Here is a 10,644-nt window from a genome sequence, read left to right as displayed (position 1 = left end):
GGAAGAAAATTAATGCCAGACCGAGAGAAAAACTCAATTTCTTGACTCCGGCTGAGGTCTTTTTCAAAAATATTTCGTAATGTTGCACTCGCTGGTTGACTCTGCCGTGCAGCTATATGCATCGGGCAACGCAACTATCTGCATGATTCGGGGCGGATATTTGAAGAATTTTGATTAACTTCGTGCCCAAACCCTGTTTTTATTATGGAGGAATTGAAAGAAATATACGACCGCATGACATTCTTGCGCCAGAAAGGCGTCAAGATGAAGGACATGGCGGAACGGGCAGGCTTTTCGCCCAGCGTCTTGTCGGCTATTTATTCGACGGTGCTTCCCGCTTATTTCAAGAACCGCGAGAAAGGGATGGGCGAGGAAGAGGCGTTGAACAATGCGCTGGTGTGGGTGAACAATGTATCGAAAAAGAAATTGCTCGGTTCGCTTGCCCGATTGAAAGACTCTTTGTTCTCCACGGATTATCAGGCAAAGGCGGTTCCGGAAGATGCCCGATGCCCGTTTCTCGTACAGTTGGAAAACAATGTGCAGGAGACGATGGGGCGTGTGTTCAACTTCAGCGGCATTTACATCAGCTATAGCATTTCGTCGGGGAGCCGGAGCCTGAAGATTGAACCCTACCTGATTGCCCCTGCCGAGAACGGCAATTATGTGGAGGTGGGGCATAACAATGCGTATGGGGTGACCCATTGGGGTACGGCTTTGATGAACGGCTTCAACCACCTGTACCTGATGTTCAACGAGAACCCTTCGCCTCAACTCTCTTTGTTCTACATTTGCCTGAAACTTCCGATGTACGACCGTCCGCCTTTCTTGCGCGGCCTGTACATGTGTTTCGACTATAATTACAATCCCGTGGCGCGGCGCATCCTTTTTGTAAAATATTCGGACAGCATAGCGCGCGACGAGTTTTTGAAATTGAAGGGAGAACTGAAGGCTCCGGAGGTGCTGGATGAAAAAGAAAAGGCATACTACGATTATACCTGTCAGGCGGAAGATATTATCCGTATGTGCAACATACCTTCGCCTCGGATGACGGAAGACGACTTGAGGGTGGAAAAGAAAATATTGTCATTATAGCACAGATTTCGGATTATCTTGATTCTTTTGTTTGCTTTTAAAGAAATTTTATTACTTTTGTAACAGTATGAAGGGGTGGGGCCCTTAAAGAATGCAAAGAAAGAAAAATGAAAGAAAATTGAAAAACATGTTTAAAGACATAAGTTTTTATTTGTTTAGTTCAGAAAAAGGCCTCATCTTTGTGGTGTTATCCTGAAAACAATCTTTTTACCTTAAAAAAAAAACTAATACCTATTGAAAACTTAAAAAAGCTTCTTTGTGAAAAGAGGCTTTTTTTATGCCCTTACGTTTGCCTTTTTTATAAAATTCCCAGCTCTGTTTTTCCTTCACATCTTGAAAATACTTACTTTTGTGAGATAAAAAGTTAGAGTTATGTCACAACCATTGGCGGAAAGGATGCGCCCGAAAACATTAGACGATTATATCGGGCAGAAACATCTGGTGGGAGAAGGTGCCGTATTGAGGCGGATGATTGATGCCGGGCGCATCTCTTCCTTTATATTATGGGGGCCTCCCGGAGTGGGGAAGACCACGTTGGCACAAATCATAGCCAACAGGCTGGAAGTGCCTTTCTATACCTTGAGTGCAGTCACTTCGGGAGTGAAGGAAGTGCGTGATGTCATCGAAAAAGCTCGTGGCGGGCGTTTCTTTTCGCAGCAGAGTCCGATTCTTTTCATCGACGAAATACACCGTTTCAGCAAGTCGCAGCAAGACTCGTTGCTGGGCGCTGTAGAAACGGGGGTGGTTACCTTGATAGGTGCCACTACGGAGAATCCTTCGTTTGAGGTAATCCGTCCGTTGCTTTCAAGGTGTCAGCTGTATGTGCTGAAATCGTTGGAGAAAGACGACTTGCTGGAATTGCTTCACCATGCGCTGGAGAAAGACGCGGTGCTGAAAGAGAAACACATCGAATTAAAGGAAACCGATGCGATGTTGCGCTATTCGGGAGGAGATGCGCGTAAGTTGTTGAACATTCTGGAACTGGTGGTAGAAGCGGACGATTCGGACCCGATTGTCATTACCGATGGGAAAGTGGTGGAACGCCTGCAACAGAATCCTTTGGCATACGACAAGGATGGTGAGATGCATTACGACATCATTTCGGCTTTCATCAAGTCGATTCGGGGAAGTGACCCGGACGGTGCTTTGTATTGGCTTGCCCGTATGGTAGAGGGGGGAGAAGACCCAGCCTTCATTGCCCGCAGGCTGGTGATATCGGCTTCGGAAGACATCGGGCTGGCAAACCCGAATGCGTTGTTGCTTGCCAATGCAGCATTCGATGCCGTAATGAAGATTGGCTGGCCCGAAGGGCGCATTCCGCTGGCAGAAGCCACCGTCTATCTGGCTACCAGTCCCAAGAGCAATTCGGCATATATGGGCATCAATGAAGCGATAAGTACGGTTCGCAGTACCGGAAACTTGCCTGTGCCACTCCACTTGCGCAATGCTCCTACCAAGCTGATGAAGGAGCTGGGATATGGGAAGGAATACAAGTACGCACACGATTATAAAGGACATTTTGTAGAACAGCAGTTTTTACCCGACGGCATCCAGGGACATCGTTTCTGGCATGCGCAGGAAAACCCTGCCGAACAGAAGTTGAAAGACCGGATGGTGCAGTTGTGGGGAGAGCGGTTTAAAGAATAACAAAGAAAAGTAATTATGAAGATTGTAGTATTAGACGGATATACATTGAATCCGGGAGAACGTGAATGGGAAGAATTGAAAGAACTGGGCGAATTGACGGTACACGACCGTACGTCACAGGAAGATGTGATAAGGAGGGCAGAAGGGGCTGATGTGGTATTGACCAATAAAGTCGTGCTCGACCGTTACACGTTGGAACATTTGCCCGATTTGAAATACATAGGTGTGTTGGCCACAGGGTATAACATCATTGATCTGGAGGTAGCCCGTAAGCAGGGCATTGTTGTGACCAACATTCCGGCATACAGCACCGATTCGGTAGTACAGATGGCTTTTGCCCATATCCTGAACATTACATTACGCGTGGGGCATTATGCAAACGAGGTGCACAACGGTGTGTGGAGTGCACAAAATGATTTTTCTTATCGCGACACTCCGCTGGTAGAGTTGGCCGGGAAGCGCATCGGGCTGGTCGGTTTCGGGCATATCGGTCAGGCTATGGCTAAGGTGGCTTCGGCATTTGGCATGAAAGTGGTTGTTTGTCCGCATAATATGGATATGAAATTGCCGAAAGAATACGAGAAGGCGAAATTGAATGATGTGTTTTCTACTTGCGACATCGTGAGCCTGCATTGTCCGCTTACATCTGAAACGAAGGAAATGGTCAATTCGTTCCGTTTGTCATTGATGAAGAAAGGTTCGATTTTAATCAATACCGGCAGGGGTGGGCTGATAGACGAGAAAGCATTGGAACGTGCTTTGCTGAGTGGAAAACTGCTTGGGGCGGGACTTGACGTACTTTCATCGGAGCCTCCTTCGCCCGGGAACCCTTTATTGAAATTGAAAAATTGTTTCATTACGCCTCACATTGCCTGGGCTACTCAAGAAGCGCGTGAACGGTTGATGAAACAGGTAGTAGACAATCTGCAGGCATGGATTGGGGGGAAACCTATTAATAATGTATTGGAAAACTAAGCGATTATGATGACGAAAGAAGAACGTGTGGCGAAAGCTGTGTCTTTATTTAAAGAAGGATACAATTGTGCACAATCGGTGGTAGGGGCATACGCCGACCTTTATGGCTTTACACCCGAGCAGGCATTCCGGATGTCGGCTTCGTTCGGTGCCGGAATCGGACGGATGCGTCTGACATGTGGAGCGGCATGTGGCATGTTTTTGCTTGCCGGACTGGAACGTAGTGCAGTCGTGGGAGCCGATCGTGCAAGCAAGTCTGCCAATTATGCTTTGGTGCAAGAGCTTGCCGCAAAGTTCAAGGAACAGACCGGTACGTTGTGTTGTGGAGAATTGTTGGGCTTGTCGAAAAAAGAGCCGGTAACCTCTGTTCCCGAGGAGCGCACGCCACAATATTATGCCAAGCGTCCTTGTCCGAAAATGATAGAGTTGGCAGCTCGTATCTTCGGTGACTTTTTGGAAGGACAAGGACATTTTTCGAAGTGAATGTTACGTTCAGAACATTTAAAGAGTTGTATTTTGCTTGTTTTTCTTGATAAGCTGAAACTTTTTTAAATAAGCGTGCATAGATTTGTTTTTTTTAATTACTTTTGCAAGGGACTACGCAGACTTTTCTGAGTTAGTTTTTTATGTTTACTATTTAAAAGCAAAAGACTATGTTAAAAGAAAAAGCAGGTGTTATCGCCGGGCAAATCTGGGAGGCACTGAATGGGAATGAAAAAGGCATGACTCAAAAAGAGCTGAAAAAAGCTACGAAACTGAAAACAGAGAAAGAATTGTTTTTAGGTTTGGGTTGGCTGTTGAGAGAAGACAAGATTGAAGAAAAAGAAGATGAAGCAGGTGAATTGACTTTTGTGTTGAAATAAGTAAAATCTTGCAGTACAGAAAAAGGCGTTGAAGAAGTCATCAGGGATTTTTTCAACGTTTTTTTTATGATTTTGGTGAGAAGCTGTTTTGAATTTCTCCAAAAAGTTTTTCTTGGCTTGATGTATTCGTTTTCGTGTGTGCTTTGGGCGATTTTTTGGTCCTTTTTGCTCCTGTTCTTCGTCAGATAGCCCGCTATCTTCCTCATCACAGAAGCGAAAATGCCTCAAAAACTCATCCCAAATCATCGCACGATAAATTCAAAACAGCTTCTGAAAATGAATGTCTGCAAACTGTCAATGCATACTCCTAAAAAATGAATATATACTGCATACGCGGTTGAATATATACTTCATCTGCCTACGGATATATACTTCATCTGCCAATGCAGTAGTACTGACTTTGTCAAGTAAGTGCATTCCGTAGTCAGATGCAGTAATATGGAAACCACTTATGCCGTTATCTTCATTGTCAAAGGGTATGTATTGGTTGTTTGCGGACATTCATTATTGCTCTTTTTATCCGATGTAAAGACTCAGTTCAATATAAAGAGCGGTCGGGTGCTCGCTGTCACCCTCTTCAAATTGGATTTTTCCTTCGCGTGCCAACCAGCCGATTGCGGCATTTAGTTCACGGTCCCGTAAGCCTGTAGCCTTTTTTAATTCCTGGTATTCCCATTTTCTGTTGTCACCATAGAGTATTTTCCAGATGACTCCTGCGCTTTCGCCGATACTTTGCATGTTCATAGTCGTATGGTTTTTAAGATGAATGGTTCTGTTTGGGTCAGCGTTTTTTGATATTTCTGCCTAAACTTTGATACAAATATACTGAATTTAGCGATAAATTCCAATATTTTTTGTAATTTGGTGGCAAATAACCTATATGTTTAACTTTTAATTCTTATGGCTTATGAGAAAATATTTGGCAGAAATGCTCGGGACGATGATTCTTGTCCTGATGGGATGTGGCAGCGCTATCTTTGCAGGGAATGCGGCAGATGCTCTTGGTGCAGGCGTAGGAACGTTGGGAGTTGCTTTGGCTTTTGGTTTGTCGGTGGTAGCTATGGCGTATACCATCGGTAATGTTTCGGGATGTCATATCAATCCGGCTATTACGTTGGGTGTATGGATGTCGGGTCGTATGAGTACCCGTGATGCAGCAATGTATATGATTTTTCAGGTGATAGGGGGCATTATCGGTTCGTTGCTCCTGGTACTTCTTGTTTCTACCGGAGGGCATGGCGGACCTACCTTGTCTGGTGCGAATTCGTACGACTCTGGAGAAATGGCCCAGGCTTTTATTGCCGAGGCAGTGTTTACCTTTATTTTTGTATTGGTGGTATTGGGTGCGACTGATGAAAAGAAGGGAGCGGGTAATTTTGCCGGACTTGCCATTGGCTTGACTTTGGTTTTGATTCACATTGTATGTATTCCTATTACGGGGACATCGGTCAATCCTGCACGTAGTATCGGTCCTGCCTTGGTGGAAGGCGGGCAGGCACTGGAACAGCTTTGGCTCTTCATTGTAGCACCTTTCGTAGGAGCTGCGTTCAGTTCGCTGGTATGGAAGACCATTGGTGGAGGACGGGTAAACCGGTAGTGTCATATATATAATAAGGAGAAACACAAGGATGCGTCATTTATGTATTTTTTTGACGCATCCTTTTTTTAGTGGTTTTGCCATAAATCTGCAAAAGCCGATGCGGAGGTTATTTCATCCTTCCTGAAAATATCCGTAAAGTCATTTCGTTTATTCAAGAATATAGCGTAACTTTGCTTGTGAAATAACTTAATGGCAAGAAAAATGAAAGTAGGATTGTTTGTTCCCTGTTACATCAATGCCGTCTATCCCGAAGTGGGGGTTGCCTCCTACAAGCTCCTGAAAAGCCTGGGGGTGGATGTGGATTATCCATTGGACCAGACCTGTTGCGGACAGCCAATGGCAAATGCAGGGTTTGAAATGGAATCGAAAGAGCTGGCAAAGCGTTTCGATAGATTGTTTGAGGGGTACGATTATATCGTCGGGCCTTCTGCCAGTTGTGTGGTGTTCGTACGCGACCATTATGGTAATTTGCTGAAAGAGGAACCGCACCGTTGTGCCAGTGAAGGCAAGATTTACGATATTTGCGAGTTTATCCACGATGTGATAAAGCCGGATTCGCTTCCGGCATCGTTCCCGCATAAGGTCAGCATTCAGAACAGTTGTCACGGGGTGAGGCTGATGCACCTCTCGTCGCCCAGTGAACTGAACGTACCTTATTATAATAAATTGCGCGATTTGTTGTCGTTGGTAAAGGGTATCGAGATTGTAGAGCCTGAGCGTCCGGACGAATGTTGTGGCTTCGGAGGCATGTTTGCCGTAGAAGAACACGATGTGTCGGGGCGTATGGGGCGCGATAAGGTGCAACGGCACATTGATACGGGTGCCGAGTATATCGTAGGAGCAGACAGTTCGTGCCTGATGCATCAGACAGGCATTATCGAGCGCGACCATCTGCCTATCAAGACCATTCATATTGTTCAAATTTTAGCTGCAGGATTATGAGTACGAAACATTCGAAAGCTGCCGGAGCGTTTCTGAAGAACCGTGAGATGGCTGCCTGGCACGACGAGACGTTATGGATGGTGCGTGCCAAACGGGATAAAATGAGTAAGGAGGTTCCTGAGTGGGAGCAGTTGCGTGATGCGGCATGTGCCCTGAAGATGTACAGCAACAGTCATTTGGACCAGTTGTTGCAGGAATTTGAGAAAAATGCACTTGCCAACGGTGCATACGTGTATTGGGCAAAAGATGCCGATGAGTATTGTAAAATTATTTATAATATCCTGAGCGGGCATCAGGTGAAGCATTTCATCAAGAGCAAATCGATGCTTGCCGAGGAGTGTGGGCTGAACGAGTATCTGGAAGAAAAAGGAATCGAGGTGGTGGAAAGTGATTTGGGCGAACGCATCCTTCAACTGATGCACAAGCGTCCGAGCCATATCGTGATGCCTGCCATTCATATCAAGAAAGAAGAAATCGGTGAGTTGTTCGTGCGTGAAATGGGTACCGAGCCAGGCAATAACGACCAGACATACCTGACTCATGCGGCGCGCAAGAACTTGCGCCAGAAGTTCATTCATGCGGAAGCAGCCATGACGGGTGCCAATTTTGCGGTGGCATCGACCGGTGAATGTGTAGTGTGTACCAATGAAGGGAACGCCGATATGGGCACTTCGCAGCCCAAACTTCAGATTACGGCTTTCGGGCTGGAAAAGATTGTTCCCGACCGTGAAGCTTTGGGCGTATTTACCCGTCTGTTGGCACGTTCGGGCACAGGGCAGCCCATTACTTCATATACGTCGCATTACCGTAAGCCACGGAAGGGAGGCGAGTTGCATATCATCATTGTAGATAATGGGCGGAGCCAGATTCTTGCCGACCAGGAGCATGTGAAGACGCTGAATTGCCTGCGTTGTGGTGCGTGTATGAATACTTGTCCGGTGTACAGGCGTTCGGGAGGTTATTCGTACACCTATTTCATACCGGGACCCATCGGCATCAATCTGGGTATGCTGAAGGCTCCTTTGCACTATTATGACAATGTTTCGGCATGCTCACTGTGTTATTCGTGCCAGAATGTGTGTCCGGCAAAGGTTGACCTTGCCGACCAGATTTACCGTTGGCGCCAGCGCATGGACGGCTTGGGTGTGGCAAGCAAGGAAAAGAAGCTGATGTCGGGCGGCATGAAGTTCCTGATGGAGCGTCCTGCCTTGTTCAACTTTGCCTTGAAGAATGCTTCCATCGCCAATTCGCTTCCCCGCTGGGCATTGTACAACGATATGAATGACTGGGGCAAGGAGCATGAGATGCCGAAGTTTGTCAAAGAGAGTTTCAACGAGATGTGGAAGAAAGGAAAAGTTTGAGTATAAGGGGACTGGTTGACCAGGTACTAGGTGACTAGGTTTTAGATACTTTTTGTGGGCGTTGACAAAGTAATGCTATTTAGAACCTAGTCAACTAGTACCTGGTACCTGGTTTCTTAAATAAAAAAATAAACAATGAGCAGTAGAGAAGATATATTACAGAACATACGCCGCAATACGCGGACACGTTATGAGCGGCCGGACTTGACATCGCTGGAAGAGGAAGCTTTGACTTATGCGGATCCGGTTGGCCAATTTTGTAAAATTATGGTACAGATGGGCGGTAAAGCCGTTGTGTTGGGAAAGGAAGACGATTTGAACGAAGTTATCCTGCAATTGTATCCGGATGCCAAACGCATTGCGTCCATTCTGAAAGAAGTGCCTACAGGTGAAAAAATCCAACTTATCACCTGTGCGACTTTCCATCCGGATGAGGTGGAAAATCCGGGAGAACTGGACGGTACAGACCTTGCCATCGTTGATGGCAGGATTGGTGTATGCGAAAACGGTGCTGTCTGGTTGCAGCAGGATGTGGAACAACGTGCCATTTACTTTATTTCGGAGGCACTGGTGATTTTGCTGGACCGTAAGAATCTTGTCAACAACATGCACGAGGCTTACAAGCGGATTGATACGGGCGAATATGGTTATGGGGTTTTTATGTCGGGACCTTCGAAGACTGCCGATATTGAGCAGGCTTTGGTTATGGGAGCCCACGGTCCGCGTAGCGTGACCGTGATATTGTTGTGACCAGAGATGTGCAGGAACCAATGAGACTATTCGAAGAAAGCGTTGGGATAACGTACCCATCCGTGTACATCTTGTAGTCCGTCCGGTTCCAGTTCGATAGCCATGCAACATTCATCGGGGGCATTGAAAGGAAATCTTATGCCATAGGATGAAGCTTTCCGGTAACCAAATCGTGGATAGTAATCTTTATGCCCCAGCAACAGGACAGCTTTGTAACCCAGCAGGGCTGCCCGCCTGTGGGCTTCACGCAGGAGCATGCCTCCGATGCCTTGCCGTTGAAATTCAGGCAATACAGACAGGGGAGCGACGCTAAGTACGGTGGTCGTGCCTTTTTCTGATACGATTTCCACTTTTGAAAGCAGGATGTGTCCTACGATTTTTCCTGTGTTTGTTTCTGCCACCAAAGACAGTTCCGGAATATAGGCTTCTGATTGCCGCAGGCGTTCCACCAGCAAGTGTTCTGTATGGTCGCTTTCCGGTACGTGTAGAAAGGCCTGTTCGGTCAGGCTACGTATGAAGGGAAAATCCTTGCTTTTTTCTTCTCTGATTGATAGGTCGTTTCTCATTTTTTTGTTTATAGCATAAAGCCCCGGCATCTGCCGGTTCTGGTGTGAACCGCAGCATGCCGGGGGATTTGTTTATGGAGGTTTCCTTTCGGATTTAGCTTTCTGCTTTGTTGTCGTTTTCCAGATTTTCTTCTTCCGAATCTCTAAGCATTGATTTGTGGTGTTTCAATACTTCCGCATCAATGTAGAATACAGTTTCTTCGGCGAGGTTGTTGATGTGGTCACCCGCACGTTCCAGTTTGCGGAAGATGCCTGCAATTTCCAGACACAACTTGATATCTTCGGGATGTTCGTTGGCGTATGCCGCCAGTGTATCGATGGCGTTTTTGTTCAAGATATCCAATGTTTCGTCTTTGTCGAAGATGGATTTTGCAAGTCCGATGTCCTGTTTCTGCAAAGCATCGTATGTGGTGCTGAGCATGTGCAATACCATATCGAACATGTCTTCCAGCTGGAGTTCGGCAAACAGTGCCTTGTTTTCCGGTTTCAAATCGGTGCGGATGACAAAGCGTGCGATGCTGTCGGCATAGTCGCCGATGCGTTCCAGGTTGGTATTGATTTTCAGCATGGCAAGTGCAAAGCGCAAGTCTACAGCTACGGGATTGTACAATGCGATGAAATCTTCGATGTCACTGTCGATACGCAATTCGAATGCATTGACACGTTTTTCGCGTAATATTACTTTATCGGCAAGTTCCATATTGACTTCCAATACAGATTTATAGGCATTGTTCAGTTGTTGGTAAACCAACTGCCACATATCGTTTACTTCTGTCTTGATGTTGAGAAGTTCGTTTTCTACAAATTTTACCATGTCTGTATAATTAATAGTGAATAGTTAATGATTG

The 10,644-nt window shown here is 46.1% G+C and carries 12 protein-coding genes; 9 read left to right on the top strand and 3 right to left on the bottom strand.

Going from position 1 to position 10,644, the window contains the following annotated elements:
- Positions 1-204 precede the first annotated feature (204 nt).
- From B5F71_RS09835 to B5F71_RS09815, 5 genes are all read left to right on the top strand, one after another.
- Positions 205-1,092 carry a hypothetical protein gene (locus B5F71_RS09835; RefSeq protein WP_022040291.1) on the top strand — a complete coding sequence of 296 codons (888 nt, stop codon included), beginning with the start codon at positions 205-207 and terminating at the stop codon, positions 1,090-1,092.
- A 372-nt stretch (positions 1,093-1,464) separates the two neighbouring features.
- On the top strand, positions 1,465-2,739 hold the full coding sequence (locus B5F71_RS09830) for a replication-associated recombination protein A (protein WP_022040290.1): 1,275 nt from the start codon (positions 1,465-1,467) through the stop codon (positions 2,737-2,739).
- Positions 2,740-2,754: 15 nt separating this feature from the next.
- On the top strand, positions 2,755-3,714 hold the full coding sequence (locus tag B5F71_RS09825) for a D-2-hydroxyacid dehydrogenase (RefSeq protein WP_022040289.1): 960 nt from the start codon (positions 2,755-2,757) through the stop codon (positions 3,712-3,714).
- A gap of 9 nt (positions 3,715-3,723) precedes the next feature.
- Positions 3,724-4,197: a C-GCAxxG-C-C family protein gene (locus B5F71_RS09820; RefSeq protein WP_087209755.1), complete on the top strand. Its 474-nt coding sequence runs from the start codon at positions 3,724-3,726 to the stop codon at positions 4,195-4,197.
- Positions 4,198-4,367: 170 nt separating this feature from the next.
- Positions 4,368-4,577: a winged helix-turn-helix domain-containing protein gene (locus B5F71_RS09815; protein WP_022040287.1), complete on the top strand. Its 210-nt coding sequence runs from the start codon at positions 4,368-4,370 to the stop codon at positions 4,575-4,577.
- Between the two features lie 516 nt (positions 4,578-5,093).
- Here B5F71_RS09815 and B5F71_RS09805 read toward each other — a convergent pair.
- Entirely contained in the window at positions 5,094-5,321 is a 228-nt protein-coding gene (locus B5F71_RS09805) for a winged helix-turn-helix domain-containing protein (protein WP_087209749.1), read from the bottom strand.
- A gap of 163 nt (positions 5,322-5,484) precedes the next feature.
- Between B5F71_RS09805 and B5F71_RS09800 the strand changes: the two genes are divergently transcribed.
- From B5F71_RS09800 to B5F71_RS09785, 4 genes are all read left to right on the top strand, one after another.
- A complete protein-coding gene (locus B5F71_RS09800; RefSeq protein WP_087209746.1) occupies positions 5,485-6,174 on the top strand; it encodes an MIP family channel protein in 690 nt (229 codons plus the stop codon).
- A 204-nt stretch (positions 6,175-6,378) separates the two neighbouring features.
- Positions 6,379-7,119: a (Fe-S)-binding protein gene (locus tag B5F71_RS09795; RefSeq protein WP_087209744.1), complete on the top strand. Its 741-nt coding sequence runs from the start codon at positions 6,379-6,381 to the stop codon at positions 7,117-7,119.
- The gene (locus B5F71_RS09790) at positions 7,116-8,480 is read left to right on the top strand and encodes a lactate utilization protein B (protein WP_087209741.1); all 1,365 of its coding nucleotides are present in this window, start codon (positions 7,116-7,118) and stop codon (positions 8,478-8,480) included. The genes B5F71_RS09795 and B5F71_RS09790 overlap by 4 nt, the downstream gene beginning before the upstream one ends.
- Positions 8,481-8,615: 135 nt before the next feature.
- Complete coding sequence (locus B5F71_RS09785; protein WP_022040282.1) at positions 8,616-9,230, top strand: LUD domain-containing protein; 615 nt, start codon at positions 8,616-8,618, stop codon at positions 9,228-9,230.
- Positions 9,231-9,256: 26 nt separating this feature from the next.
- Here the strand turns inward: B5F71_RS09785 and B5F71_RS09780 are convergent, their stop codons facing one another.
- Complete coding sequence (locus tag B5F71_RS09780; protein WP_087209739.1) at positions 9,257-9,796, bottom strand: N-acetyltransferase; 540 nt, start codon at positions 9,794-9,796, stop codon at positions 9,257-9,259.
- 94 nt (positions 9,797-9,890) lie between these two features.
- Positions 9,891-10,610, bottom strand: a complete 720-nt coding sequence (phoU, locus tag B5F71_RS09775) for a phosphate signaling complex protein PhoU (RefSeq protein WP_013619502.1) — start codon at positions 10,608-10,610, stop codon at positions 9,891-9,893.
- Between the last annotated feature and the right edge of the window lie 34 nt (positions 10,611-10,644).

It is taken from the genome of Bacteroides sp. An269 (genome assembly GCF_002159755.1).
GTDB classification, from domain to species: Bacteria; Bacteroidota; Bacteroidia; order Bacteroidales; family Bacteroidaceae; genus Phocaeicola; species Phocaeicola intestinalis.
Note: the sequence above shows the minus strand (reverse complement) of the source record. Positions and strands in the feature narration are given on the sequence as shown.

Excerpts from the sequence above, each read along its gene's own strand:
- B5F71_RS09795 (WP_087209744.1), top strand. The coding sequence starts at position 6,379 with ATGAAAGTAGGATTGTTTGTTCCCTGTTACATCAATGCCGTCTATCCC.
- B5F71_RS09825 (WP_022040289.1), top strand. The coding sequence starts at position 2,755 with ATGAAGATTGTAGTATTAGACGGATATACATTGAATCCGGGAGAACGT.
- B5F71_RS09780 (WP_087209739.1), bottom strand. The coding sequence starts at position 9,796 with ATGAGAAACGACCTATCAATCAGAGAAGAAAAAAGCAAGGATTTTCCC.
- B5F71_RS09805 (WP_087209749.1), bottom strand. The coding sequence starts at position 5,321 with ATGAACATGCAAAGTATCGGCGAAAGCGCAGGAGTCATCTGGAAAATA.
- B5F71_RS09790 (WP_087209741.1), top strand. The coding sequence starts at position 7,116 with ATGAGTACGAAACATTCGAAAGCTGCCGGAGCGTTTCTGAAGAACCGT.
- B5F71_RS09820 (WP_087209755.1), top strand. The coding sequence starts at position 3,724 with ATGACGAAAGAAGAACGTGTGGCGAAAGCTGTGTCTTTATTTAAAGAA.
- B5F71_RS09835 (WP_022040291.1), top strand. The coding sequence starts at position 205 with ATGGAGGAATTGAAAGAAATATACGACCGCATGACATTCTTGCGCCAG.
- B5F71_RS09830 (WP_022040290.1), top strand. The coding sequence starts at position 1,465 with ATGTCACAACCATTGGCGGAAAGGATGCGCCCGAAAACATTAGACGAT.
- B5F71_RS09785 (WP_022040282.1), top strand. The coding sequence starts at position 8,616 with ATGAGCAGTAGAGAAGATATATTACAGAACATACGCCGCAATACGCGG.
- phoU (WP_013619502.1), bottom strand. The coding sequence starts at position 10,610 with ATGGTAAAATTTGTAGAAAACGAACTTCTCAACATCAAGACAGAAGTA.
- B5F71_RS09815 (WP_022040287.1), top strand. The coding sequence starts at position 4,368 with ATGTTAAAAGAAAAAGCAGGTGTTATCGCCGGGCAAATCTGGGAGGCA.
- B5F71_RS09800 (WP_087209746.1), top strand. The coding sequence starts at position 5,485 with ATGAGAAAATATTTGGCAGAAATGCTCGGGACGATGATTCTTGTCCTG.